Genomic DNA, 24798 nt, shown 5'->3' with positions numbered 1-24798 from the left:
TGAGGTAGGCGATGTTCAGGACCTGCCCCGGGCTGCGGCTGAAAGCGATGCCGTTTGCGTCGGTCGGGACAAGGTTGGCGGTGTCTTTAGTGCCAATACCCTGATCGAAATCAGTTGATCCATCGAGGCTGTCCCGGGCGTCGGAGATCGCTTGGGCGGGTACCTGCAGATCACGAGCGTAGAGGGTGGTTCTGATGACTCCGGCGTGATAAGCCTCGACAGCGAGGATACCGGCGGCGGCTTCGAGGTCAATGCCGCAATTTGCCGTCCTCATGTATGCAGACGAGTCCCTCCATACTGTCGACGCAGCAGAGTCTGGCCTCGGCCGAGGAACCCGACGCCTCCCAGGCCCTGATGGGCGTCTTCGCCGACGAAGGTATCCGGGTCGTCCGCCGGGCGGCCGTGTCCTCGGTGCGCACGGACCCGGCCACCGGCGGGATCATCGCGACCGCGATCGTCTCAGGCGGGCAGCAGGAATTCCGGGCCGCCAGACTGCTCGTCGCCACTGGACGCCGGCCGGTCACGAACGGACTGAACCTGGCCACGGTCGGCGGCAAAACCGGGCACCGGGGCGAAATCCTCTTGCAGAACATCCTAGCCAGCTCCCACGAACGGATCTGGGCCGCCGGGGAAGGGACCGGACACCCCGAATTCGTCTACGTCGCAGCCGCCCACGGCTCCCTGTTGGTGGAGAACGCCTTCAACAACGCCGGCCGTGAGGTCGACGCAGCCGGTATCCGGTGCGAATGCCGGGTGCTTCCCCTGGCATTCGTCCCCAGAGCCTTGGTGAACAGGGACACCCGAGGCTTCATCAAAATTGTCGCCGACGCGGACAACGGACGGATCGTGGGAATGACCGCCGTCGCCAAGGACGCCGGTGACCTGGCCGCGGCCGGGGTCTTCATCATGGAAGCGGGAATGACTGTGGAGCCGGTGGCGAACCTATGGAGCGCGTACCTCACAATGGCCGAAGGAATCAAGATCGCCGCCCAGTCCTTCACCACCGATGTCTCCAAACTCTCATGCTGCGCCTCGTGACCAGCTAGGCCTCCACACGGATGCAGCAGGCCTCGTTGAGTACGACTTCATCGATCCAGCCGACCTCCGTCCTCACAGGTTACCGACATCGTCCTCGCACCCTCTCGCCCTCGCTGCCCCGGCACGGATCAACAGTGCAGGCGTCTGCATCATTTCGAATGCTGTGCGTTCGGAGGACTGCCGGCTGGCCAGAGGAGCGCATCATCCTCGGCAGCTGCCGACAGGAGTCTCAGCTTCCGGTGATTCGGCGTGCACTGCGTTGCTGGAGGGCCTGCTTCCGATAATGGCTGCCGTCCGGGGGATACCCGGGATCATCCAGAGCGGTAGAACGGGCACGCTGGGGTGCTACGATTTTTCCATCCACACGGGTGCCCTTGCAAGGGCTGAGATCGGGCTGATGCAGTCTGCGACCGTTGAACCTGTCCGGGTCATGCCGGCGAAGGAAGTAGGAAACCACTGATGAGCTCCATGAATTCACATTCGCTCGCGTACGCCCGAGACCCCGAAAATGGCATTAGGGTCCCTGTCACGGAGATTGCTCTGGAGGACTCTCCGAACGGGACGAAGAATCCACCGTTCACGGTCTACCGGACGGCCGGGCCCGGAAGCGATCCTGTGATCGGCCTGGAGCCGTTCCGGTCCGAATGGATAGAATCCAGGGGCGACACCGAGCCCTACGGCGGCCGGGAACGGAACCTGCTCGACGACGGTAAATCCGCCGTGCGACGGGGTGCCGCTTCTGCTGAATGGAAAGGCGCGCAGCCGGTTCCCCGCCGCGCCCTCGAGGGTAAGACCGTTACCCAGATGCGCTACGCCCGCCAGGGCGTCATCACTCCCGAGATGCGGTTTGTGGCAGTGCGGGAAAACTGCGACGTTGAGCTGGTGCGCGGCGAAGTTGCCGCAGGTCGGGCCATCATTCCCAACAACATCAACCACCCCGAATCCGAACCGATGATCATCGGCAAGGCCTTCCTCGTGAAGATCAACGCCAACATCGGCAACTCCGCGGTCACCTCCTCCATCGCTGAGGAAGTGGACAAACTGCAGTGGGCCGCCCGATGGGGCGCCGACACCGTGATGGACCTCTCCACCGGCGATGACATCCACACCACCCGTGAATGGATCATCCGCAACGCTCCGGTCCCGATTGGGACAGTACCGATCTATCAGGCACTGGAGAAGGTCAACGGTGAGGCCAATGACCTGACCTGGGAAATCTATCGGGACACCGTGATCGAACAATGCGAGCAGGGCGTGGACTATATGACCGTCCACGCCGGGGTGCTGCTGCGGTACGTCCCCCTGACCGCCAACCGGGTGACCGGTATCGTCTCCCGCGGCGGGTCGATCATGGCCGGCTGGTGCCTGGCCCACCACCAGGAGAACTTCCTCTACACACACTTCGACGAACTGTGCGAGATCTTCGCCAAGTACGACGTCGCCTTTTCCCTGGGTGATGGCCTGCGGCCCGGCGCGACCGCGGATGCCAACGACGCCGCCCAGTTCGCCGAACTGGACACCCTCGCCGAACTCACCAAGCGGGCCTGGAAGTACGACGTGCAGGTCATGGTCGAAGGCCCCGGGCACATCCCCTTCCACCTCGTCCGCGAAAACGTCGAGCGACAGCAGGAACTCTGCGACGGCGCCCCCTTCTACACCCTCGGCCCGTTGGTGACCGACATCGCCCCAGGCTATGACCACATCACCTCGGCCATCGGCGCCACCGAAATCGCCCGCTACGGCACCGCAATGCTCTGCTACGTCACGCCCAAGGAACACCTCGGGTTGCCGAACAAGGATGACGTCAAGACCGGCGTCATCACCTACAAAATCGCGGCCCACGCCGCCGACCTCGCCAAAGGACACCCAGGAGCCCACGAACGCGACGACGCCCTGTCAAAAGCACGGTTCGAGTTCCGCTGGCGGGACCAGTTCGCACTTTCCCTGGACCCGGAAACAGCCGAATCCTTCCATGACGAGACGTTGCCCGCCGAGCCGGCGAAGACCGCGCACTTCTGCTCCATGTGCGGACCCAAGTTCTGCTCCATGCGGCTCTCCCAGGACATCCGCGACCAGTTCGGAGGCATGTCCGAACAGGAAGCCATCGCCGGAATGAACGCTAAATCCGACGAGTTCCGCGAATCCGGCGGGAAGGTCTACCTCCCCGAACCCGTCGTGCCCGGGAGCTAGGAACGAGGAGCGGGTTCGGGCAGCGCCGGCACTCCGGCGCCGGTCCTGCCCCGATCCGGAACTAGAGATCTGTTCGGCAGGGTCGGCGGGGAGGGCTGTGAGTCGGCGTCGGTCCCGTCGATCTGCTCGACCATGAGTTCGCGATCCGCCCGGTATTGACGAATCTCGGGGCGGAGGTGGTGGTCTTACTGGCGCAGGAGCTCACGTCCGCTGAGCGAATCGCCGGTTGAGTCCGTCTCCTTGGATGCGCCCCGCTGGTGAGTAGGGCTTTGGAGTTTCTGATTTCTTGCATGAGTAGTTCCGACCGGACCAGCCCGGGGTTGACGTCGGCGCGGCGGGCAACCTCCGAGACCGTGATGGGCAGGGTCAAGTTGTTATTCACTTTTCTTCACCGGCGTTTCGGGCTGGGATGGCGGGTGACGGTACGGTCTACTGACTCGGGTGCGGGGTTGTTTGGGTGCACTTAGCAGGCGCCGGGCCAGGGTTAGGGTTTCTGCGAGGTTGACGGTGGGGAGGTAGGCGCGGGTGATGGCGTTGGCAATGGCGGGCAGTGCGGCTGCGTCAGGGTAGAGCATGTAGAGGGGTTCGTAGCGGGGCTGGAATTTTGCTTTGAATGCCAGCAGGGACCTGAACCCGTAGACAGGTTCCAGGGTCGCGCCGAGCCGGTCGAGGAGCCGGTCCAGGCTGCCGGAGCTCTGGTTGCTTGCCGAAGCTGGTCCGCGCTGTGGTGGTTCGTTGTGCCGGGCCAGCGGCGCTCCAGAGAGGCTGATGAACCCGTATCCTTCGTTTTTGAGGCTGAGTGAGGCGGAAGCGATAAGGAATTCGATGCCGGCACGGAATCCGTTGGTGCGGCGCCGCATGAAGTCCAGGGTCCAGCCTTCGATGGTGCCGTTGTTGTAGACGGGCAGCCAAGAGGCGACGGCGTGGACCATGTGGTCAGTGCCGACGGCAACCAGCAGTCGGACCTCGGGGTCGTTGAGTTCGTCCAGGCTTCCGAGGGTGAATCCCATTTCGGGCATTTTCTTGTCGGCGACCCATTCTTCCGAGATCTCCTGGATCTGTGCCAGTACCGAGAACGATGCGGTCCGGTATGTGGTCCATTCGGCCCTGATCCCGGCTTTGGCGGCGTTATTCATCGCGGTTCGGACGTCTTGGAATTTCTTTCCTTTAAAGGACACCGCATCAAGCGGCAGGATCGTTTCCTGGGCGACCTGCACTGAGCCCCAGCCCAGGGACGCAGCGTGGTCGCGCAGATCCTGGGGGACGGAGTAGAAGCACGGGGTCCAGCCTTGCCCACTGCAAAAACGGGTGAACTCCTCGAACGTGGCATGGCGAGGGGTCACGGGTCCGACCGGGCCGCCCAGGGCCAGGGCAACCCCAGCGATGACACGATAGGCGATGAAACTTTCACCGGTGGAGGAGAACCAGTACATATTCCCTGGCCAGGTCGTCATCCAGGACAAGTTGCCACCGTGGTTGGCTTTCAGTATTTCTCGTGCGAGTCCGGTACCGGAGTGGTGCTGTGTTGGGGCCGGGCGCAGGAAGGTTTTCAAGGTCATGATTGCGGTGACAGCCCAGAAGACAATGCCGACTCCTTCATAGAGAACGGTTGCAGCGGCGCCCTGGGGAACGAACGCCGGGGCAAGATCGAGCATGTATCCCAGCGGCAGAAACCTATCCGGTATATCTGCGAGCAGTTCCCTGGGTCCCGGGACGGGTGTGATGCTGGGAGCCAGGAGGATTCCGGCCAACAGGTAGACGGAGGCAAGGACGGCGGCTGTCTTCCCGGTGCTGACTGCGAGCCGTCGGTAGGTTCCGGCAGGGGCCGACACCGGAAAAAGCCCGCGGAAGATCAGCAGCACCAGCGTCAGCACCGCGGGCAGGAGTAGCGGCAGCACCAGCGCGAGAGGGTGCGTGTACCCGGCAGTTTCGATGGCGCCGATCCCTTCGGGCGCCACGGTGCCCGGTGCTCCCGGATACAGCACCCCTGCGATGGTGATTCCGGCCAGCACGGACAAACCCAGCTGAACCAGCACGGCGGCGGCCCAGGCGAAGCGGCGTCCTCGGCGTAAACCGTCTGCGAGGATCAGTAAGAGAAAAGATGGCAGGACCGCCATGAAAATTGCGCCGGCGCCGGCGCGCAGCTGCAGTTGCGCGCCGGCGCATTCTTTCGCTTGTCCCGGGTCGGCGCACAGGCCTTGGAGTGTCGCCGGGTCCACGGGCTGAATGTTGGTGAACAGGAAACGCAGCACCGATAGCGGTCCCGCGGCGTGCGGCGTCAGGCCGGCGACGACGGGCCCGACGGCCGACACGGCCACCAGCAGCGCGATGAGGACCCGGCCCTCATGCCGGGAGCTGACGGGGCGGACGAAACGGGGCGCCCTCCCACACAGGACCGGGCCCAGGAGCGCCCCTGCACCTGCGGCGCTGAGGCGGACCAGGTCCGCGAACCCGCCGCTGTAGAGGGCCAGGAGTACCAGCAGGGCGAAGACGACGAGGCGGACCCGCCGCCGCCACAGGGTCGGCATCATCGCCGTCCCCGCCATAATGGCCCCGGTCATGAGTGCAGTGGGGCCAAGGAAGAGGTGCCCGCTCATTTCCTGAGTCCAGGTCCCCATGATCTGATGTGCAACCGTGAGGAACGCGAGAGCTGCACTAATTCCGAGTATCTGGCTGCCCAGGGCCGCTACGGCGAACCTGAGGCTTCCCATCCGGTATTCGAGTGCCAGCCCGACTACGAGCACAACTGCGCTTCCCAGCAGGTACCCGGTCAGGTTCTGCGCCCACAGCCCGGAACTCAGAAGCGTCCACCAGCGGCCGGGCAGTGAGTGCGCTGTTGCTGCCACGTTGGGACGCAAGGTGCCGGCCGGGCCGGTGATGAGGGTGGATGTCAGAGCTCCGGCGGCCCAAAAGACCAGGACAAAACCCGCTGTAACCGGGGCACGGCGCAGATTTTCGATCCGGGACAGCCAACGCCCTTGGTGGGGCACGGTTCCGGGATCCGGCGGTGGCACTGGCACGGGAATTCCTTTGAGCAGATGCGGAGGGAACGGAAATTGCCCGAGGCTATCCCGCATGGTTGCTGGTCCTGTGGCGTCGCCGCCGATCCAGCGTCTTTGCATCGAATCCGCGAATCAGGCCAATTCCGGAGATCCGCGGCGCGATGAGTTTGTTCCAGACCGGCAGCCAAGCCAGGATCGCCGCACTGCTGATCAGGACGGATCCGATGACGTCGCTAAGGTAATGCACCCCGAGGTACATCCGGGAGAACGCCACAACGGTTGCGAAAAGGGAGCCTGCGGCAAGTACTGTCAGGCGCTGCCCGGTTCCGTGGGCGAGGACCAGCACGGCGGCCAGCGCCAGGGAGACTGCGAAGGCCGTGTGTCCGGAAGGGAAGCTGTTGTTGCCCGTTTCGGCGATCAGCGCTCCGGTCGCGTCGGCAGGCGGCCGGGAACGGCTGACCAAGATCTTTCCGGCTGTTGAGGCCAGCCACCCGACAGCAACAACGGAGCCGAAGGCCAGCGCCTGAACCGGTCGACGGCGGTACCAGAGCAGGTACCCGCAGATCATCAGCACCAGCGCCAGGGCACCGGCCGGTCCAAGTCCGTAGTGAATGGCCTCACTGAGCGCAGTCAAGGCACTGTTCCTCCCATGACTCAGGAAGATGTCCAGGCCCAGCTCCGGCGCCAGGGGCCCGAAGGACTTCGCGGCCATCCCGGCCGCGGTCGTGGTCGCGAAAATGGAGAGCGCGGCCGTCGCCCACCACCAGGACCGCAGCCCGGGGAAGATCGTGTTCGGGTGTTCGGCGGATGAATCCATCATGTTGTCCTGACAGTGAGCTGGTCGTTGCGGGCCTTATGCCCACCAGCATGGAGCAGCGGCTCTGAGAGAAAGCTGAGAGGATCACCGCCGTTTCTCAGGCGACGCTCAAGCTGCGTCGGGGATACTGCGGTTATCAACGAAAGGGGACCATCATGCGGATCTTGCTGGTCGAGGACGAAACGACACTGGCGGAGACCATTCGACGCGGACTCACTAATGAGGGCTTCGTCGTCGACGTCACCGCCGACGGGGTCAGCGGCCTGTGGGCCGCGACGGAGAACCCGTACGACGTGATCCTGCTGGATCTTATGCTTCCGCTCAAAAACGGGTACGACGTCCTCAAGGAACTGCGTGAACGCCTGATCTGGACCCCGGTGCTGATGCTGACGGCCAAAGACGGCGAATACGACCAGACGGACGCATTCGATCTGGGAGCCGATGACTACCTGACTAAACCCTTCAGCTTCATCGTCCTGGTCGCCAGGATCCGTGCCCTGGTCCGCCGCGGCGCCCCGGTACGGCCCGTCACACTGACTCTCGGGTCCCTCACCCTGGATCCGGGCAGCCGCAATGTGCGCCGTCGCGGCTCCACCATCGAACTGACCGCCCGGGAGTACGGTCTGTTGCACTACCTGATGCGCAGCCACGACCAGGTCGTGTCAAAGTCCCAGATCCTCGACAACGTCTGGGACCCGGCGTTCGAGGGCGGTGAGAACGTCGTAGAGGTCTATATTGGCTATCTGCGGCGGAAAATTGATACCCCGTTCGGGCTGCAGACCCTTACCACCATGCGGGGAATGGGCTACAAACTTACCGCCGACCGGCCGCCCGCATAAAGAACGTCCGCGACCGGCTCCTGCTTCGGGCACCCGGCGGCCAGTGGTGTTCGGCCGGAACATTAAGCGCTGCCGGTGTGGAATCGCCATAGCGTGCGCGGAACGGCTTCCCCGAATTCGCGTTCCGCTTCGATCTTTCGCTCGTCAGTGTGGAGTTCCTGGGGGTACCCGGTGAGAAAATCCAGATCCGGGCCGACCTTACCTCTGCCCGCCGTGCCCGGTCCCGGGGCCTGGCTGCGCTGGCGGCGGTTCCCGTCGTTTTGCCGTGCTCCGCCGCTGACGCCGAACCCAAGCCGAGGGTCAAAGCGAGGATGATCGCCAGTGTGGTGCTGGATGCGCTACGAAAGTTCAAACGGACCACCGTTCCGTAGGTGAACTGAGGAACCACTGTGGCTTCCCGCGCCGGAAGGCCGCATCCGCTGCATCCGATGAGGCAGCAACTGACCTGTGCCAGGTTTTCGACGCCTTGAGCAGCCGGGCGCGGCGTCTTTACGGCGCTTCGGCCAGGCGCGGGTCCACTGCATGGTTCGGCGCCCCTGGTTGGCGGGCTGTGGCGGGGGCCGGCGTGAAGCCCAACTCGAACCGGCATCCGCCGTCGGGGGTTTCACCTGTGCGGATCCAGCCGTGGTGGGCTGCCATGATTCCCGCGGCGATGGCCAAGCCGAGGCCGCTGCCGCCGCTTTCACGGGACCGGCTTTGATCAAGCCGGACAAACCGCTCGAAGATCCGCGTCCGTTCCCCCACCGGCACCGGCGGCCCGTCGTTATCGATCGTGACGAGCGCCCCGTCGGTAGTGTTGAGCAGCCTAATGCTGATCCGGGAGACGGCGTGCCGGTCGGCGTTGTCCAGGACGTTGCGCATGACCTGGCCCAGCCGCCGCGGGTCTCCGGCGACCCTGACGGGCTCAAGGGTGACCTCGATCAGGCGGGTAGTGGTGGAACGCAGCCGGCGGACTTCCTCATTCAGGACATCATCAAGATCTACGTCTGTGGTCTCAATCCGGAGGCCGCCGTCGTTGGTTTTGGCCAGGGTCAGCAGATCCTCCACCAGGTAACGCATGCGGGCTGTTTCCCCTGCCAGGATGTTTTTCATTTGCTCCCAGGTGGCCCCGGAGGTGTCTGCGGCGGCGATCTCCACCCCGGCGCTGAGGGTCGCCAGCGGGCTGCGCAGTTCGTGGCTGGCGTCGGAAACGAAGCGGCGTTGTTCCTGGTCCGAGGCCTGCAGCCTACCCAGCATCATGTTCATCGTCTCGGCTAGGGCCTGGATCTCATCGGCGGTCGGCGGCACGTCCACGCGCCCGTCCAGGCTCCGGGCACTGATCCCCGCGACCTGGCCACGGATGCGTTCCACTTGCCGCAGTGACCGTCCCACCAGCACCCAGACGGAAATGCCCACGACCGCCAGCAGCGCCGGGGTGGCGCCGAGGATGAACCAGGCCACTGTGGAAACGGTGTCGGCCTGGACTTGGACCGTCGCGGCAACGACCACCGTGTAGAGCCTGCCGCCGACGTCGACGCCGGTCGCCACGATCAGGAAATCATCATCGTCACGCAGGCTCGGCAGCCCGGAAACGTCCTGGGTCAGGGTCTGTCCGGCCCCGGGACGAAGGGAAGTTAACGGGGCCGCGGCAGCTGCAGGTATCGATGAGGCGAAGACGGAACCTCCCGGTGCGAGAATTTGGACGTATTGGCCGGTATGGGCGGTCGAGGCAATGTATTGGCCGGCTTCACCGACGTCCTGGCCGGAAATCTGTGCGATGACGTCCAAGCTTTGCTGCCGTGCCGTCGTTTCCGTTGACGCCACAAGGGAGCTCTGGAGCAGGACGAGCAGGACGATCCCGCCCACTGCCAGTGCCGCCGCGACGACCAGCACCGCGGTCGCGGTCGCGCGCTTGCGCACACCCCATCGTGCACGGCGCCAGCGCGCCAAACCCTGAGCAGCATCCATGTTCCAAGGATGGGCCCGGCAACGGGCAGAAAACAAACCCCGCCCCCGGGGCCTGTCTCAGCCAGGCCTCAAGCACGCTAAGTCTCCTCTCAGCCTCCACGGACCACACTGGATCCAGAGCCACCCGCACCGGGAGGCGCCGGCGGACCCAAGAGTCCGCCACGAAAGGAGCCGGACATGAACGTCAAAGACCTGAAAACCAAGACCAAGATCGTCATCGTCAGTGCAGGAGTCCTCGGCTTGGCCGGGCTGGGGCTTGGGGCCGCTAACGCTGCAACCCCGACGCCGACCACCACCCAGTCCGTCACGGCGGAGACGCCCACTCCGGGCGACACGGCCGACGTACCAGGTGCTGTCGACACCCCCACAGCCGGTGACACTGCGGATGCCCCTGGGGCTGTCGAGGGTACCGAAACGGCAGACGCACCGGAAGCACCCGGTGATACCGGCCCGAACGTTGAGCAGACCGGTGACCACACCGATCCCGGCGACGCCCCGGGTTCCCCGTAGCACCGCCGCGCAGGCGGACCTGAGGATAGGACCGGCCGACAACACGGCGCCGCCGACGTACCGGGACCCGCGAAGCACCACGCTTCGCGGGTTTTCCGGCGCCCGGGCAACAGCACCAGCGTCCGCTATCAACTCCAGCGTCCGGGAGTCCCGGCAGTTCGAAGGACTAAGGCATGAACGCTCTTTCCGGGTTGGATTTGCTCACCGGGGCTGTTCCCCTCAGTGTCGGGTCCGCGGCAGCGGCGGCAGGACTATACCTCCTCATCCGGCGCGGGCGGAGTTGGCGGATGAAGGTAGCAGCCGCGGTCCCCGCCGCTGCCCTGCTGGCCCTGGGGACCGGCTGGTTCCTCGTCCATGTGGCCGCGGTATCAGCCCAGGAGCTGCCCTGGCCCGTTACCGGGTCGATCGGCATCGCGTGCCTGGCTGTGCTGTTGGCGGGTTTGAACCTGACCGGAACCGGCCGGCGGCGAAAATTTATTGCACCGGTGGCCATGGCGGTGCTGATTCTGGGTGCCGTGTTGGAAGTAAATGCCTATTTCGGCGCCTACCGGACCCTCGGGGACCTGACCGGAGCCAGTACCGCAGCCATCCAGACGCTTCCGGAAGGCGCACAGCTGGTGCCCGGGACCGCGGACCAGCCCGGTCCCGGCCCGAAAGGGGCCCCGTTGGCGGCCACATGGGTGAAACCCGCGGGACTGCCCGCGGCCGGGACGATAAACTCGGTGCAAATCCCCGGCGCAGCGTCCGGCTTTGTCGCCCGCAGCGCCTACGTCTACCTCCCGCCGGCATACCAGGCGGACACAGGACCGGCCCTGCCGGTCCTGGTCCTGGTCGCTGGCCAGCCCGGCTCACCGGTCGACTGGGTTGTTGCCGGCGGCGTCAAAACCGCCATGGATAACTTTGCCGCAGCACACAACGGACTCGCACCCGTCGTAGTCATCCCTGATGTCAACGGCTCGGCTACGGGCAACACCATGTGCATGGATTCCCGGATCGCCAAGGCCGACACTTACCTCTCCACCGATGTCCCGGCCTGGATCAAAGCCACTTTGAGAGTGGACCCCGACCCCACCCGGTGGGCGATCGGCGGTTTCTCCTTTGGCGGGACCTGCGCCCTGCAAATGGAGTCCCTGCACCCGGATGTCTACCCATCAGCGATCGACCTCAGCGGCGAAGCGGAACCGGCCCTGGGTCCCGACCGGGCAGCGACCATCGGGCAGGCGTTCGGCGGCGACACGGCAGCCTTCGACGCGGTGGTGCCCCTGCACGTCCTGGCGGCCCGGCACTACGCCCACAGCAGGATTTACCTTGCCGCCGGGGCGCAGGACGGGACGTTCGCCGGCTATCAGGCCCGGGTCGCTGACGCGGCGGCCAAGGCCGGCATGGACGTCACGACCGCACTGGTGCCCGGTCAGGGACACTCCTGGGAGGTACCGCGGCAGTCTCTGGCCCCGGCCATGGACTGGCTCGCGCCGATCCTGGGGCTGAGCCGCTGATGCCCGGCATCAGCAGCTCCGCGCATCCTCAGGCTTCTCTTATCGGCGGCGGAATAGGTTGCTAAGCATGACGGATATGGCAATCGAAACCAGCGCACTGGCTAAGACGTACGGATCAAGACAAGCCCTTGAGGCCCTGAGCCTCGAGGTTCCCCGCGGTGAGATCTTCGGCCTGCTCGGACACAACGGGGCGGGAAAAACCACCACCGTAAACATCCTGACCACGCTGCTTCCGGCCTCATCCGGCACGGCACGGATAGCGGGCCATGACGTCACCACCGGCGCTGACCGGGTGCGCCAGTCGATCGGATACCTTCCGGAAAATGTCCAGTTCTACGAGAACCTCACGCTGGCGGAGAACCTGACGTTCTTCGCCCGGCTCTCCGGGGTTCCTGATCCCGCCGCCCGGATCGAGGCGGCACTGGCTGCCGTGGACTTCACCGGCCACGGCCAGGAGCGGATGTCCACGTTCAGCAAAGGGATGCGGCAACGGGCCGGGATCGCCCAGGCCATCCTGCACGAACCGAAGGTGCTGTTCCTGGACGAACCGACCTCCGGGCTGGACCCGCAGGGCGTGGCCAAACTGCGGGAGATCATCATCAGTCTCAACCAGTCGGTGGGAATGACCGTGTTTATGAATACCCACCTCCTGGCAGAAGTGACCAAGACCTGTACCAGCATCGGGATCCTTAGCTCAGGACGGCTGATCTACCAGAACTCCGTCGCGGCCACCCTGCAGGCTTTCCCGGACCAGGCGTCGCTGGAAGACATTTACCTCCACATCGAAACAGGCACCCCGTCATGAATCCCTGGACTGCCACCGTCGGGCATGAACTGCGCAGCGCCGGCCGTGAACGCCTGCCCCAACTGCTCCTCGTCATCTTCATCGGCATGACCGCATCCGCTGCGTTTATCGGCTCGGCCGCGAAAGCAACCGTTACCGAGGTCTATAACTCAGCGGCCGGCCAGGGCCTCACGAGTGCCCCTAATCCGTTCGGAAATGTCCCGCCGCTCTACTACGCCCGCAACACCGTCATTTACATCCTCCTGATTGGGGCTCTGCTGGCCATCGTGACCGGCGTCCAGTCCGCGATGCGTGACCGGCGTGCCCGGACGGTCGATCTGGTCCTTACCCGGCGCCTGTCCCCGGCCGGGTACCTGTCGGCGAAAATGACCGGCATCAGTCTGGGGCTCCTCGCGGTGCTGGGGTCCTCGGCCCTGATCAGCGCGGCCTGCATCAGCGCAGTCACCGGAACCATCCCCGCATTCGATCAGCTGCTCCGACTCCTCGCGCTTTTCGGCGTGGCATGGCTTTTCCTGCTCTTCTTCGTGGCACTGGGCATGCTCAGCGGGATCCACGCATCCAGCTACACCTCCGCACTGCTGGTCCCCATCGTGATCTGGAGTGTCATCATCTTCGTGTTGCCGCTGCTCGGGACCGCGGTACACCCCGTCTCGCTGCTGAACCCCGTAACACCCCCTACCGCCCCGCAGACCGGCGTCTTTGCGGTCACCGAGTCCCTCACCGGTCCCTTCTCACTCGGGGAGCACTTCAAACACGTCGCAGCAATCCTGCTCCAGGACCCCCAAGCCACCGGCACCATGGCCGGCGGGATCACGGTGATCGTGGCCTTCCTCTCGGCCGGGATCGGCGCGGTCTCCCTGACCGGACGGTCCAGCATGCGAAAGGAAATTCATGACTAGCCTCATCACGCTGTGCAAGAAGGAACTTCGGGACCTCACCCGGAACCGTTCCCTGCGGCTGCTCATCCTCTTCCTAGCCGTCGTCGTCGTGCTCTCCGTCCTCGTCGCGGCCGCGGACTTCCGGACCAAAACTGCCGACTACAACACCTATCTCGCGGCCCTTAAAGCCAGCGGCGGCGCCGTGACCGCGCCGCCGCCTGACCTTTTCCCGCTACAGATGCTCCGGGCGGGCATGGAATACCTGGAAATCGTCGGGAGCCTTTTCGCCGTGATCCTCGGCTACGGACTGATCGCCAAGGAAAAGAACAACGGGACCCTGCAACTGCTCTTCACCCGCCCTCTTGGCAGACACAGCTTCGCCGCCGGGAAAATCCTGGCCGTCCTGATCATCTGGACCGCCGTCACCACTGCCCTGTTCGCCGTCATCACTGCGACTTTGCTCATCGCCGGCAACGCACCCCTGACAGGAACAGACCTCATCCGGCTGCTCATCGCCGCAGCCCACACCACCATCTACCTCACCCTGTGGTCCCTCGCGGCGCTGGCCTTGGCCGCCCTCACCCGGGCCCCGGGTACAGGGCTGATCCTTGCCCTGGTTCTCTGGCTCGTCGTGGTCCTGATCATCCCGCAAATCGGCGACACCATGGACCCGGATAACCAGATCCCCGGCGGCCTGTTTGCGAGCCTCCAAATCGACAAAGCCCACGAACACGCCGTCATGGCGAACTTCACCGGCTACGAAACAGCCCGCGACCTCATCGAACAAACCTCCCTGACCAAACAATACGAACGCCCCCTGTTCGCCTGGCTCGGCATCAAAAACCAATACAACCAACAGTCCCCGGCATTTGTGTGGGCCGGGACCTTTAACCACAGCCTTTGGCTCCTCGCCGGATTCTCCGCGGCAGTCACCGCAGCACTCCTGGCCGGCACCCGGGACAAACTCCTCCGAAAGGTCTAAAACCATGAAGACGCTCACCCTCAAGAAAATTCTCCCCCTGGCACTGATCGTCATCGCCGCCGTGGCCGGGATCCTGATCTGGCAGGGGACCTCCGGGGCCGGCACACCATCGGCCCAGCCCTCATCAGCGGCTCCCGCGGCCACCGTGCTGCCCGTCACGAAAAACCCCATCACGGCCACCGGAACCGCCCCCGGCCTGGCCATCACCAAAGCCAAGGCCGAAGACAACACCGACCCGCAAACCAACGCAGCCGTTCCGGACCGGCTCCAGTTCACCCTCAGCAACTCCACCCGCGCCCCCATCAGCGCTGTGGAGGTCTACTACACCATGACGGATTCAGCCACGGGACAAACGGAGTCCTACTACCAGAAGCTGGACGGACTGACCCTGGCACCGGACGCGTCCGCCACCGTCTATTTTGACAACGGCAACGGCCCCGGGCACTACCCGGAAAACAAATACAGCCTCTACCGCACCTCAACGAACGAAGTAAAGATCAGCGTCGAAGCCGCCGCGCCCGGGCTCGCACCAGCGACTGCCACCGCCACGAAGGCCAAGGGCACCGGCGAAAAACTCGACTGAGACACGCTGCTGCCGGGCCGCACGCCGGTCCGGCAATGACGCTCAGGATTCCCTCAGGCCCCACCACGCATGCTGGTAGTACCGATACGAACCCAGGAGGCACCACCATGCAGATCCCTATTAGCCCGGGACTGACTCTCGCTAGTGGATCAGGGCACCCGGCGGACCTGCCGCCGAGTGCCACGTCATGACCTGGATTATCGACGCCGTCCGCAACGCCGGGCCCCTGCCCGCCTACCTGATCATTACTGCCCTGGTCTTCGCCGAAGACGCCCTGTTCATCGGATTCATCCTGCCCGGCGAAACCGCAGCCGTCCTCGGCGGGGTCCTGGCCAGCCAGCACCATCTTCAACTCTGGCTCATCCTGCTCCTCGTCATCGCCGCAGCCATCATCGGAGACACCGTCGGCTACCAGATCGGACGCCACTTCGGGTCCCGGATCCTACAGATCCCCTTACTCCAAAAACGCCGGACCCAACTAGACCGGGCACGGGACCTGCTCGCCCGCAAGGGAGGATCCGCCGTGTTCCTCGGACGGTTCACCGCCTTCTTCCGTGCCGTTATGCCCGCCCTTGCCGGGCTCTCCCACATGCCCTACCGCCGCTTCCTGGCCTTCAACATCGCCGGGGGCGCCATCTGGGGGGCCGCGGTGGTCCTCGCCGGATACTTCGCCGGAAACGCCTACCTCACCGCCGCGAAGACCTTCGGATCAGCGGCGGCAATCGCACTGCTGGCCGTCGTCACCGCCGCCGCGGCAGCCTGGTACATCCGAAAAAAGCTCAAAGCACGAACCGGTGAGGGCCCCGCTGCGCCTGCACTCGAGAGCAACACAGCCCCCCCTGCCAGTGGCTTAGGAGACCAATCATCCCGAACACCCGCACCCGCCGATGCGGCCAGCACAGACATCCACAGTCCCGTGGATGTCTGTGCTGGACGAACCAAAACCTTGCCAGCAGGTCCCGACAACGAACGCTCCCAAGCAAAGGACGAGCCGATGAACTCTAAAGAGCCCAGGGGTCCCATGACCGGAACGGCACCCTGCGCCGGAGAACCTGGAAGTGGCACGGCGACGACCCTGGAAGACCAGGCCCGGGACATCATCCAAACGGTACTGGCCGACCCCGACCCGCAAGCCGCACCTGTCAGGGCCCGCCTGCGCAGCCTGCTCACTGTCCACCCGGATGACGATCTCGCCGTACTTCGGGAACACCTGATCCTGACCCGGGGGCTGACCCGCACACCGAGCCCTACCCCCGGGAACATCCCGGAATCGCCGCGGAACTGAAAACCCGGTCACGCTTCGACATTGCTTATCGATGACAAACAGACAAGGAGCAGTCATGACAATGCAACCCGAAACATCTCTTCACCCCGGCGACACGCTAACGTCCGCGAACGGTCTTTACGGGTTGATGTACCAGGCGGACGGGAACCTGGTGCTCTACGGCCCGGACGGGCCCCTGTGGGCCTCCGGGACCGATGGCATGCCCGCCGGGGTTTGCGTCATGCAGGCCGACGGAAACCTCGTGCTCTACGGCCCGGACGAGGACTACGCGTGGGGCAGCAAAACAGATAACAACCCCGGAAGCCGCCTCATCATTCAAAACGACGGAAACGTGGTCATCTACCGCCCGGACGGTACCGCAGCATGGGCGACGGAGACATCCGTACCGGCCGGCAGCGCTGTCCAGGGCGATGTAATGCAGTCGGGCGCGGTGCTCAACCCCGGCGACACGGTCCGATCCGCTAACGGTCTTTACGGGTTGATGTATCAAGCGGACGGGAACCTGGTGCTCTACGGCCCGGACGGGCCCCTTTGGGATTCACAGACCGACGGCCGGCCGGCCGGGGTATGCATCATGCAGGCCGACGGGAACCTCGTGCTCTACGGGCCCGACGAGGAATATGTGTGGGACAGCCAAACAGACAACAATCCCGGGAGCTGGCTCATCATTCAAGATGACGGAAACGTGGTCATCTACCGGCCCAACGACACCGCGACATGGGTAACGGGAACCCACTAAGGGGCGCAAGAAGGCCACGATCCACACGACCCGGCGCTAACCTACTACAAATCACCGGCTGGGACCGGTCGGGAAACGGAGACGGGGAAGACCGGAATATCCGCACCAGCCATTTTGCCGTTCACGATACCTTGCGCCCAGAAAACAGTTTCAAGCCGTCGGGCCTCAGTTCCCCGGTGGGTGAGACGTGCCGGTAGAGAGTTTGGCGGGTGATGCCGAGTTCGGTGCAGAGGCCGCTTATTTTGGTTTCAGGTTTTCCCATGGACGCCAGGGCGAGACGGAGTTTCGCCGGCGTCATTTTGTAGGGGCGTCCGCCGTTGCGGCCCCGGGCACGGGCGGAGGCGAGGCCTGCGAGGGTGCGTTCGGAGATGAGCTCGCGTTCGAACTCGGCGAGGGCGGCGAAGATCCCGAAAACGAGCTTCCCGGAGGCGGTGGTAGTGTCGATGGCCGCGCCCTGGCCGGTGAGGACTTTCAGCCCGATGCCGCATTCGGTCAAGTCGTGGACGATGTTGACCAGATGGCGGAGGTCCCGGCCGAGCCGGTCGAGCTTCCAGACCATAAGAGTGTCGCCGTGGCGGAGGGCTTTGAGGCACGCGGCCAGCTGGGGCCGGTCATCTTTCTTCCCTGAAGCCCTGTCTTCGTAGAGGGAGTCTTCGGCGACGCCGGCGGCCAGGAGTGCGTCGCGCTGCAGGTCCGTGGTCTGGGACCCGTCGGCCTTTGAGACGCGCATGTATCCGACGAGCACGCAGTTCTCCTCTGTCATTTATACGTTCGTTTAAGTGACAGTGCGATTTCAAACCGGGTTGGAATCAAAATATGTCACTTAACCCGTCATTTATTCTAAGTCGTGCAAAGGGTCATTGGTTCCCTGTTTGTGACAGAAAGTCGAGGGGTATCTGAAGCTCGGCGAAGGTTTCCCGGAGACCGCGCACGGATTCTCACTCCGGCATCCGTACCGTGCCAAGTCGTAGCGCTATTTAGCGACCAGAGGGTATTCTGTGACCGCTTCAACAGCGATGTCGAAGGAATCCCATGCCCGTTTCGATAGCTCGGGCAGAGTCGGATCGCTCCGGTCATCAGTGTGTAGGCCAGGCTCCCATGGATACTGCCGGGATAGGAACCACAGCCAGGGCCAGCCAACGCTCCAGCTCGCTCAACGTCAATCCGGCAGTCTGCTCCGAATCATAGGTTCGACGTTCTACGGGGTTGGGGAACGTCGTCCCCGGGAGTTCGTGGACCCGCATCGAGTTCGTGAAGGAAAACCCCGTCTTTACCGGCGAAGACTCGCCCCTGGCGAACCCCATGCTCTCCGTCATGGCCCGCCTCAGCCCCGCGAATTCGGCATCAGCCGGGAAACCGTCTACCAATACATCCGAAACCCCGTCCACTAACCCAAACCTGGCGGCTCACGACACCCTCAGGAGGACCAGGCCGCGTAGGCGCGGATGAAGGCGGAGATACGAGGGTCCCCGGCATCCTGGACTGCCAGCTGCGTGCCCCAGGCGGTGGCGGTGACGGGGGCGGTTTGGTTCTTGTCCGGGCTGAGCAGGACATACGGCTTGGCTTTTGCAAGATCGGTGAGTCTGGCGACGTCGGCCGCCGGCAGGACAGGGCTGTAGGTGATCCAGACGGCGCCGTGTTCCAGGGAATGGACGGCGCGTTGTTCGTTGACCGGTTCTGTGTAAATGCCGCAGTTCGTCCAGACGGGGGAGTGGTCTCCTCCCGCACCGGGTTCCTGGGGGTAGGCGACGGCGTCCTGGACGTGGTTACGGGAGAGGCCGGTGAAGGCCTGGATCCCGTCGATGGGTTTTCTGGCTGCCTCGGCGGCGGCGTTCCGGTCCTGGACGGACCCCGTGACGGCGAGGGCGATTGCGGTGATGATGGCAGCCACGACCAGGCCGAAGCCGCCATATACGAAGATGTTGAACCTGCGTTTTTTGGCCATTTGCCGGCGGCGGATGGCGGCGACGATTGCCTGGTGTTCCTCGCGCGGCTTTCGGGTGTTGCTCATGCGGGGACTCCTTGGCCGTGCGCGTCAGAGTCCTGGATGACGACTGGTGCGGGTGGGACGGCGGAGCGGGGACGGGCCCTGAGCCGCTGGAAGAGGGCCAGGCCGGCGAGGAAGAGCAGACCGGAGACCCACGTGTTCACGCGCAGGCCCAGGATCAGGTTGGCGGGGTCGGAGCGCATCAGTTCGAAGACGAAACGCCCGGCGGTGTAGAGAACGATGTAGAGGGCGAACACGGACCCGGCACCGAGCGTGTAGCGCCGGTCCAGGAACATCAGCAGCGATGCAGCGGCCAGGCACCACAGGGATTCATAGAGGAAGGTGGGCTGGAAGTAGCCGAGTATTTCCGGGGTGCCGTCGGCGGCGGTCAGGGCCTGGCCGGTGGCCATGTCCATTTTGTGGATCTGGAGTTTCCAGGGCAGGTCCGTGGGTTCGCCGTAGAGTTCGTTGTTGAACCAGTTGCCCCAGCGGCCCAGACCCTGGGCCAGGAGCAGCCCCGGGGCGGCAGCGTCCGCGAACGCGGCGAAGGGGACACCGGCGCGGCGGGCGCCGATCCCGGCGCCGACGAGCCCGAGGGCGACGGCTCCCCAGATCCCGAGGCCGCCCTCCCAGATCCGCAGCGCACCCCAGGGGTCTTTACCGGGGCCGAAGTAGAGCTGGTTGTCGGTGATGACGTGGTAGAGCCGGCCCCCGACGATGCCGAAGGGGACCGCCCAGGCCACGATGTCCAGGGTCTGGGCGGTGGTGCCGCCCCGGGACCGGAGACGGCGGGCGGTGAGCCAGACCCCGACGAGGATGCCGGCCAGGATGGCGAGGGCGTAGAAACGTATGGTCAGCGGCCCGAGCGCGAAGGTGCTCACGGCCGGGGAGGGGAAGAACAGTTCTGTCACGACAGGGGCGTTCATGGTCGGTATCCCTTATTTGATGTACGAGAAGACGCCCATCATGCCGCGTTCGGCATGGTAGGCGTTGTGGCAGTGGGTGAGCCACTGGCCGGGGTTGTCGGCGTCGAAGATCACTGTGACGGTTTGTTTGGCACGGACGATGACGGTGTCTTTGCGGGCCCCCCCGGCACCGATCTGGAACGTGTGTCCGTGCAGGTGCATGGGGTGCCACATGTCGGTGTCGTTGATGAATTTCACCTCGACGCGTTCGCCGGCCTTGATCTCAAAAGCGTTCTCGAATGCCTTGGTCATGTCGAAGCGGTGGCCGTTGATGCCCCAGTCGTATTTGGCCATGCCGCCGGTGAGGTGTACTTCGTGGGTACGGTCCGGGCTCTTGCTTACCAGGGTGACCTTCGGGTCGGCTTTGAGCTGCCCGCCGTCCACGACGGTCCCCTCTAACGTGCCCGGCAGGGTGGCGGCAAGGGGCTGTTTGCCGGTGCCGGTGCTGATGAATCCGAGTGCCTGGCCGGTTTTGCCTTCCGGCAGTGCCATGACGGGGGTGAAGCCTTCCTTGACGGTGAGGAGGGCGTCGATGCGTTCACCCATGCCGAGCACGACGGCGTCGACGTCCTGGTGCTGGACGGGGAACCCGTCGGTGTGGGTGAGGGTGAGTTTCTGGCCGGGGATGCCGACGCGGTACGCGGTGTCGCCGGCGGCGTTGATGATCCGCAGCCGGATGACCTGCCCGGCCGTGGCGGTCAGGATCTCGGCCTCATCCGGGGCTTTTGAATTGAACAGGTGGTACGGGTAGCTGACGTCCCCGGCGTCGCCGCCGAGGAAGTCGCTGCGGGAGCCCATGAGCATGTGCTTCATGCCCATCCCCATTGATCCCCCGGACATGCCGCCGGAAAGTTCCTTAAGGACCTCGTCCGGGGTCCCGGTGATACCGTCCATCCAGTCATCCAAGACGATCACCCAGTCCCGGTCATAGACGAGTTGTTCGGCCGGGTCCTCGATGATCAGTGCCCCGTAGAGGGCGCGTTCGCGCTGCATTTCGACGTGGGAGTGGTACCAATACGTGCCGGGGTGGGGGAGACGGAAATCGTAGGTGAACCAAGTGCCGGCGGAGACCGGGTCCTGGGTGACGTCCGGGACGCCGTCCTGATCGTTCCGCAGCGCGAGGCCGTGCCAGTGGATGCTGGTGGGATCCTTCAGCTGGTTGGACAGTGTTATCTGGAGCCGGTCCCCGGCCATGGCCCGGAGTGCCGGCGCGGTGAGAGCGCCGTTGTAGCCCCAGGTGGTGACTGGTTTCCCGGCAACAGTTCCCTGGAAGGATGCGGCGGTCAGGTTCTGGGTGACGGTCTTGCCGCTGAATGCCCGGCGGGCTTCGTAGTCGGCAACAAGAGGGTCAGTTGGCAGGACCCTCTCCGTGAGGCCTGGGGCGCCCTGGGTGTTGGTGCACGCGGCGAGGGCCGCCGCGGCAGCCGTTGCTACCGACAGGCCCAGGAAGCGGCGCCGGCCCAGGTGGTGATCGGGGTGGTGGTTCATGTGAAGTCCTTCGCGGTGGGGCCCAGTTTCGGGCCGGGGGTGTTAGATGGGTGTGAGAAAGGTTCCGGAGAGGTTCTGGAGCTGATAGATCCACGTCACCCAGACCCCGGAAACCATGAGCACGCCCAGGATGATGAGCATGGAGGCTCCGGCGATGTTGACGACCCGGATGTGACGGCGGACGAAAGTCAGGGCTGTGCTGACCCAGTTCAGGCCCAATGCGGTCAGGGCGAAGGGGATGCCCAGGCCCAGGCAGTAGGCGAATGCCAGCAGCGCTCCGCGTCCTGCACTGCCGGTGGTGACGCTCAGGGACAGGACAGCGCTCAGCGTCGGACCCATGCAGGGCGTCCAGCCGAGTCCAAAGACGACCCCGAGCAGGGGTGCCCCCGCGAGACCTGTCTTGCGGCCGGGGGTGAGCTTTCGGGTCTGTTGCAGCCAGGGGACCAGCCCGAGCAGGGCTGCGCCCATCAGGATCACCACGATGCCGAGGCCGCGCATCAGGGCATCCTGCCAGCGCAGCAGCCAGGACCCGATGGCGCCGAAGGCGGCCCCGTAGAGGGTGAACACGGCGGCGAAGCCGAGCACGAAGAGTCCGACCCCGGCCAGGACGCGGCGGCGGTTATGTGGCTGGGTCGGGTCGGTCAGCCCTGACACGAACCCCAGATAGCCCGGCACCAAAGGAAGGATGCACGGCGAGAGGAAGGACACCAGTCCTGCAGTCATGGCCAGCGGGATGGCGATGACCAGCGCGCCGGAAGTCACCATGGACGCAAAGTATCCGCCGATGTCCATCGGTTCAGTCGGCGTCGGAGGGCCGGAAAGTGGCCCCGCCGTCCGTGGAGACCACCACTCCGGAGGAGGTGGCGGCCCAAACCCTGGGGTTCCCGTCGGAGCCCTCCGTCGCGGCGACGGCCTGGACCGCACCGCTGATCTGGCCCTTCCTGGTCCAGGTTGCTCCGCCGTCTGCGGAGTAGTGGACGGTGCCGCCGGGTTCGACGCCGACGGCTTCCGTGGCGCTGGCAAATGCGGCGAACTGGATCACCGGCGCGGTCTTGTCCAGCGCCCAGGTGGCACCGCCGTCGGTCGAACGCTGCACGCCGTCCTGGGTGGTGGCGAGGACGGTGTCGCTGGTGGGGTTTCCGGCCAGGATGGCAGGGACGAAATCCGCGGGTACCGTGTTCCAGGTGGTCCCGTCCGGGCTGGCGCGCAGTGAGCCGTCAAAGCCGACGATTCCGGATTTGGTCGCGGTGAGCGCATGGAAGTCGGATTCACCCTGACGGGAGAGCTTCTCCCACGTTTTACCGCCGTCGCTGGTTTTGACCAGACCGAGAGGACTGGGAAGGTCTGAGCCAGCGCCGGGGTGTCCGGAAGCGTAGAACACGCCGTCGTCCATGGCAGCCGTGAAGCCCATGAGGTCATTGGTGGGTCCGATTTTCACGGCCAGCTTTTTGGACACGTCGAACAGGCCATCGTGGGTGGCCAGGAGCACCTGGCCGGTTTCGCTGCTGACGCTCAGCCCGTGAACATGGGCGTCAGGCAGGCCGCTGCCGGTCGGTGAGGGGCCTGCCGTGCCGGAGGACGGACTGCATGCCGAGAGGGCGAGGATGAGACCGGCGCCGGCAGCCAGGACGGCTGCGGCGTGGGGCCGGGAGGGGCGGGGCATGGGGACTCCAAGGATTCAGGCGGGGCATGGCAAAGGGAACGGCGCCGGCCCGTAAGGGCCGGCGCCATAGGACACCGGTCAGAGGCTCGACAGCAGGCCCTTCATCTCTTGAATTTCGGCTGTCTGTGAGGTCACGATTGCCTTGCTGAGCTGGATCGCGTCGGGGTTTTTGCCCTGGCTGATTTCAGTCTGTGCCGTTGCTACGGCACCCTGGTGGTGGGCGATCATCCCGGTCAGGAACAGCTTGGCCGCTTCGGCGCCCTGGGCGGCATCGAGCATCTTCAGATCGTCATCGCCCATCATCCCGTCGCCCATGCCATGGCCGGACGCCATCTGGGCCGGTTCGTTCCAGGTCTTGAGCCAGCCCGTCATCTGCTCGATTTCGGGCGCCTGCGCGGCCTTGATCTTGGTTGCCAGGGCGGTGACCCGGGCATCCATGCCCTGCTTCTTGAGCATCATGTCGGACATTTCCACGGCCTGGGCGTGGTGCGGGATCATCCCCTGCGTGAACATGGTGTCTGCTGCGTTGTGGTCCGCGGCGGCCGGGGCAGAGCTCGAGGACATCCCCACCCCGGTTTGGCCCGTCCCCGGCATGGAGCTGGCGGGTGTACTTCCGGAGGTCCCCGCGCAGCCCGCAAGGGCTATGACGGCGGCAAGGCCAAGGGCAGAAATGGTCAGAGTCTTCTTCATGGAGTTCAAGTCCTTCAATCATCAAATCGGCGTTGTCGCACGACTGCGGATAACACGCCCCTAACCGGCCTGAACGGCCGGCAGGTGCGTATCGGGTAAGCGGGGCGCGCCGGGCAGGACACGGCGCAGCGTGGCCGTTTACGTCCGGCTGATGGAAAGTTGGCCCGGAGAAGGACTTCGCGGAATGAACCCGTACCCGGTATCGGGAATGCCGGTGATGGTCCCGCCGATGGAAGTCAGGGCCGTGGCGCCCGGTGGCGGTGCTGCCAGGGGCGTGGTCCCGGGAGACGGGACGCAGTCCCCGCCCATGGCGGAGATCATCGTGCACCCGCCGGTATCGGCGCATGACGGTCCTGGTTCGGCCGTGATACCCGGAGCTGCGGTGGTGCCCGCGACTGCGGCTGCGACCGGGGTGGTGCCCTGGATCTTGGTGATGTCCGCGACGTGGGCGGGGTGCTCAGGTGCCGGCATGGCATGGCGTGCCCCGGTGTCATGACCGGTGGCCGACGCCGGCATGGCGTGCGTGCCGGTCATGATGTGCATGCCCAAAATGCCGGCGACGATCGCCAACAATCCCGTCAGAAGGGCACCCCGGAGGAGAAACGCCGTGGCACGCCGGGCTGAGATGGCGGTCATGGTGTTCCTCCTTCCGTACGGTCTGGATGGTTTCAAGGTTACCGGCCCGGGACGGGCCCGGGCGGCGCCGGGTTCAGCGGACCTGGGCCGGGCTGAGTTTGAGCCGGCGCAGGAGCTGCGCGTTCAGGGCCACGACCACTGTGGAGATGGACATGAGCACGGCTCCCGTGGCCGGTGAGAGGACGACTCCGGCGAAGGCGAGTACGCCGGCGGCGAGCGGGACGGAGATGATGTTGTAGCCGGTGGCCCAGATGAGGT

Annotated in this window: 22 protein-coding genes, 3 pseudogenes and 1 riboswitch; of the genes and pseudogenes, 12 read left to right on the top strand and 13 right to left on the bottom strand. The window is 64.9% G+C overall.

The window, feature by feature from the left end:
* Positions 1–274: pseudogene (locus tag QK287_RS17215) on the bottom strand (ferritin-like domain-containing protein); the annotation flags it as partial.
* 17 nt (positions 275–291) lie between these two features.
* Here QK287_RS17215 and QK287_RS17210 point away from each other — a divergent pair.
* A pseudogene (locus QK287_RS17210) lies at positions 292–1038 on the top strand (FAD-dependent oxidoreductase); the annotation flags it as partial.
* A gap of 354 nt (positions 1039–1392) precedes the next feature.
* A riboswitch (TPP riboswitch) is annotated at positions 1393–1500 on the top strand.
* A complete protein-coding gene (gene thiC / locus QK287_RS17205) occupies positions 1498–3228 on the top strand; it encodes a phosphomethylpyrimidine synthase ThiC (protein WP_282360937.1) in 1731 nt (576 codons plus the stop codon). It overlaps the preceding riboswitch by 3 nt.
* Positions 3229–3602: 374 nt before the next feature.
* On the opposite strand, the gene QK287_RS17200 is transcribed toward thiC, so the two are convergent.
* Entirely contained in the window at positions 3603–6248 is a 2646-nt protein-coding gene (locus tag QK287_RS17200; RefSeq protein WP_282360936.1) for a DUF2156 domain-containing protein, read from the bottom strand.
* 46 nt (positions 6249–6294) lie between these two features.
* On the bottom strand, positions 6295–7050 hold the full coding sequence (locus QK287_RS17195) for a phosphatase PAP2 family protein (RefSeq protein ID WP_282360935.1): 756 nt from the start codon (positions 7048–7050) through the stop codon (positions 6295–6297).
* 152 nt (positions 7051–7202) lie between these two features.
* Here QK287_RS17195 and QK287_RS17190 point away from each other — a divergent pair, with 152 nt between their 5' ends.
* Positions 7203–7886 carry a response regulator transcription factor gene (locus QK287_RS17190; protein WP_226775923.1) on the top strand — a complete coding sequence of 228 codons (684 nt, stop codon included), beginning with the start codon at positions 7203–7205 and terminating at the stop codon, positions 7884–7886.
* Positions 7887–8375: 489 nt separating this feature from the next.
* Here the strand turns inward: QK287_RS17190 and QK287_RS17185 are convergent, their stop codons facing one another.
* Positions 8376–9833, bottom strand: a complete 1458-nt coding sequence (locus QK287_RS17185; RefSeq protein ID WP_282360934.1) for an ATP-binding protein — start codon at positions 9831–9833, stop codon at positions 8376–8378.
* Between the two features lie 177 nt (positions 9834–10010).
* On the opposite strand from QK287_RS17185, the gene QK287_RS17180 reads away from it, so the two are divergent.
* From QK287_RS17180 to QK287_RS17145, 8 genes are all read left to right on the top strand, one after another.
* Entirely contained in the window at positions 10011–10343 is a 333-nt protein-coding gene (locus QK287_RS17180; protein WP_282360933.1) for a hypothetical protein, read from the top strand.
* A 287-nt stretch (positions 10344–10630) separates the two neighbouring features.
* A complete protein-coding gene (locus QK287_RS17175) occupies positions 10631–11839 on the top strand; it encodes an alpha/beta hydrolase-fold protein (protein ID WP_282360932.1) in 1209 nt (402 codons plus the stop codon).
* Between the two features lie 67 nt (positions 11840–11906).
* Positions 11907–12644, top strand: a complete 738-nt coding sequence (locus tag QK287_RS17170) for an ABC transporter ATP-binding protein (protein WP_282360931.1) — start codon at positions 11907–11909, stop codon at positions 12642–12644.
* Positions 12641–13543 carry an ABC transporter permease gene (locus tag QK287_RS17165; protein WP_282360930.1) on the top strand — a complete coding sequence of 301 codons (903 nt, stop codon included), beginning with the start codon at positions 12641–12643 and terminating at the stop codon, positions 13541–13543. Before QK287_RS17170 ends, QK287_RS17165 begins: the two co-directional genes overlap by 4 nt.
* Positions 13536–14504 (top strand): ABC transporter permease, encoded by a 969-nt coding sequence (locus QK287_RS17160; protein ID WP_282360929.1) that lies wholly within the window; start codon positions 13536–13538, stop codon positions 14502–14504. Before QK287_RS17165 ends, QK287_RS17160 begins: the two co-directional genes overlap by 8 nt.
* A gap of 4 nt (positions 14505–14508) precedes the next feature.
* Positions 14509–15087 carry a hypothetical protein gene (locus QK287_RS17155; RefSeq protein WP_282360928.1) on the top strand — a complete coding sequence of 193 codons (579 nt, stop codon included), beginning with the start codon at positions 14509–14511 and terminating at the stop codon, positions 15085–15087.
* A 187-nt stretch (positions 15088–15274) separates the two neighbouring features.
* Positions 15275–16372, top strand: a complete 1098-nt coding sequence (locus QK287_RS17150; RefSeq protein ID WP_282360927.1) for a DedA family protein — start codon at positions 15275–15277, stop codon at positions 16370–16372.
* A 55-nt stretch (positions 16373–16427) separates the two neighbouring features.
* Positions 16428–17111 carry a curculin domain-containing protein gene (locus QK287_RS17145; protein WP_282360926.1) on the top strand — a complete coding sequence of 228 codons (684 nt, stop codon included), beginning with the start codon at positions 16428–16430 and terminating at the stop codon, positions 17109–17111.
* 121 nt (positions 17112–17232) lie between these two features.
* On the opposite strand, the gene QK287_RS17140 is transcribed toward QK287_RS17145, so the two are convergent.
* A complete protein-coding gene (locus QK287_RS17140; RefSeq protein ID WP_282360939.1) occupies positions 17233–17856 on the bottom strand; it encodes a recombinase family protein in 624 nt (207 codons plus the stop codon).
* A gap of 494 nt (positions 17857–18350) precedes the next feature.
* On the opposite strand from QK287_RS17140, the pseudogene QK287_RS17135 reads away from it, so the two are divergent.
* Positions 18351–18428 (top strand): annotated as a pseudogene (locus QK287_RS17135) (recombinase family protein); the annotation flags it as partial.
* Positions 18429–18528: 100 nt separating this feature from the next.
* Here the strand turns inward: QK287_RS17135 and QK287_RS17130 are convergent.
* The 8 genes from QK287_RS17130 to QK287_RS17095 all read right to left on the bottom strand — a co-directional run.
* A complete protein-coding gene (locus QK287_RS17130) occupies positions 18529–19122 on the bottom strand; it encodes a DUF3105 domain-containing protein (protein WP_282360925.1) in 594 nt (197 codons plus the stop codon).
* On the bottom strand, positions 19119–20024 hold the full coding sequence (lgt, locus tag QK287_RS17125) for a prolipoprotein diacylglyceryl transferase (protein WP_282360924.1): 906 nt from the start codon (positions 20022–20024) through the stop codon (positions 19119–19121). The genes QK287_RS17130 and lgt overlap by 4 nt, the downstream gene beginning before the upstream one ends.
* 12 nt (positions 20025–20036) lie before the next feature.
* Positions 20037–21551 (bottom strand): multicopper oxidase family protein, encoded by a 1515-nt coding sequence (locus QK287_RS17120; RefSeq protein ID WP_282360923.1) that lies wholly within the window; start codon positions 21549–21551, stop codon positions 20037–20039.
* A 42-nt stretch (positions 21552–21593) separates the two neighbouring features.
* Positions 21594–22343: a cytochrome c biogenesis protein CcdA gene (locus QK287_RS17115; RefSeq protein WP_069951829.1), complete on the bottom strand. Its 750-nt coding sequence runs from the start codon at positions 22341–22343 to the stop codon at positions 21594–21596.
* Positions 22344–22347: 4 nt separating this feature from the next.
* Positions 22348–23214 (bottom strand): F510_1955 family glycosylhydrolase, encoded by an 867-nt coding sequence (locus tag QK287_RS17110; RefSeq protein WP_282360921.1) that lies wholly within the window; start codon positions 23212–23214, stop codon positions 22348–22350.
* Between the two features lie 78 nt (positions 23215–23292).
* The gene (locus QK287_RS17105; protein WP_282360920.1) at positions 23293–23904 is read right to left on the bottom strand and encodes a DUF305 domain-containing protein; all 612 of its coding nucleotides are present in this window, start codon (positions 23902–23904) and stop codon (positions 23293–23295) included.
* A gap of 138 nt (positions 23905–24042) precedes the next feature.
* Positions 24043–24540 carry a hypothetical protein gene (locus QK287_RS17100; RefSeq protein WP_282360919.1) on the bottom strand — a complete coding sequence of 166 codons (498 nt, stop codon included), beginning with the start codon at positions 24538–24540 and terminating at the stop codon, positions 24043–24045.
* Between the two features lie 73 nt (positions 24541–24613).
* Positions 24614–24798, bottom strand: a 185-nt coding sequence (locus QK287_RS17095) for a hypothetical protein (protein WP_282360918.1), incomplete at its 5' end; no start/stop codon positions are given.

The organism is Arthrobacter sp. AL05, from assembly GCF_029960715.1.
GTDB lineage: Bacteria > Actinomycetota > Actinomycetes > Actinomycetales > Micrococcaceae > Arthrobacter.
The sequence above is the reverse complement of the archived record's forward strand: the minus strand, read 5'-3'. Positions and strand labels throughout refer to the sequence as shown.

Bases quoted from the DNA above. Each gene is read 5' to 3' on its own strand.
- thiC (WP_282360937.1), top strand. From the start codon at position 1,498: ATGAGCTCCATGAATTCACATTCGCTCGCGTACGCCCGAGACCCCGAA.
- QK287_RS17195 (WP_282360935.1), bottom strand. From the start codon at position 7,050: ATGATGGATTCATCCGCCGAACACCCGAACACGATCTTCCCCGGGCTG.
- QK287_RS17190 (WP_226775923.1), top strand. From the start codon at position 7,203: ATGCGGATCTTGCTGGTCGAGGACGAAACGACACTGGCGGAGACCATT.
- QK287_RS17185 (WP_282360934.1), bottom strand. From the start codon at position 9,833: ATGGATGCTGCTCAGGGTTTGGCGCGCTGGCGCCGTGCACGATGGGGT.
- QK287_RS17180 (WP_282360933.1), top strand. From the start codon at position 10,011: ATGAACGTCAAAGACCTGAAAACCAAGACCAAGATCGTCATCGTCAGT.
- QK287_RS17175 (WP_282360932.1), top strand. From the start codon at position 10,631: ATGAAGGTAGCAGCCGCGGTCCCCGCCGCTGCCCTGCTGGCCCTGGGG.
- QK287_RS17170 (WP_282360931.1), top strand. From the start codon at position 11,907: ATGACGGATATGGCAATCGAAACCAGCGCACTGGCTAAGACGTACGGA.
- QK287_RS17165 (WP_282360930.1), top strand. From the start codon at position 12,641: ATGAATCCCTGGACTGCCACCGTCGGGCATGAACTGCGCAGCGCCGGC.
- QK287_RS17160 (WP_282360929.1), top strand. From the start codon at position 13,536: ATGACTAGCCTCATCACGCTGTGCAAGAAGGAACTTCGGGACCTCACC.
- QK287_RS17155 (WP_282360928.1), top strand. From the start codon at position 14,509: ATGAAGACGCTCACCCTCAAGAAAATTCTCCCCCTGGCACTGATCGTC.
- QK287_RS17150 (WP_282360927.1), top strand. From the start codon at position 15,275: ATGACCTGGATTATCGACGCCGTCCGCAACGCCGGGCCCCTGCCCGCC.
- QK287_RS17145 (WP_282360926.1), top strand. From the start codon at position 16,428: ATGACAATGCAACCCGAAACATCTCTTCACCCCGGCGACACGCTAACG.
- QK287_RS17130 (WP_282360925.1), bottom strand. From the start codon at position 19,122: ATGAGCAACACCCGAAAGCCGCGCGAGGAACACCAGGCAATCGTCGCC.
- lgt (WP_282360924.1), bottom strand. From the start codon at position 20,024: ATGAACGCCCCTGTCGTGACAGAACTGTTCTTCCCCTCCCCGGCCGTG.
- QK287_RS17120 (WP_282360923.1), bottom strand. From the start codon at position 21,551: ATGAACCACCACCCCGATCACCACCTGGGCCGGCGCCGCTTCCTGGGC.
- QK287_RS17115 (WP_069951829.1), bottom strand. From the start codon at position 22,343: ATGGACATCGGCGGATACTTTGCGTCCATGGTGACTTCCGGCGCGCTG.
- QK287_RS17110 (WP_282360921.1), bottom strand. From the start codon at position 23,214: ATGCCCCGCCCCTCCCGGCCCCACGCCGCAGCCGTCCTGGCTGCCGGC.
- QK287_RS17105 (WP_282360920.1), bottom strand. From the start codon at position 23,904: ATGAAGAAGACTCTGACCATTTCTGCCCTTGGCCTTGCCGCCGTCATA.
- QK287_RS17100 (WP_282360919.1), bottom strand. From the start codon at position 24,540: ATGACCGCCATCTCAGCCCGGCGTGCCACGGCGTTTCTCCTCCGGGGT.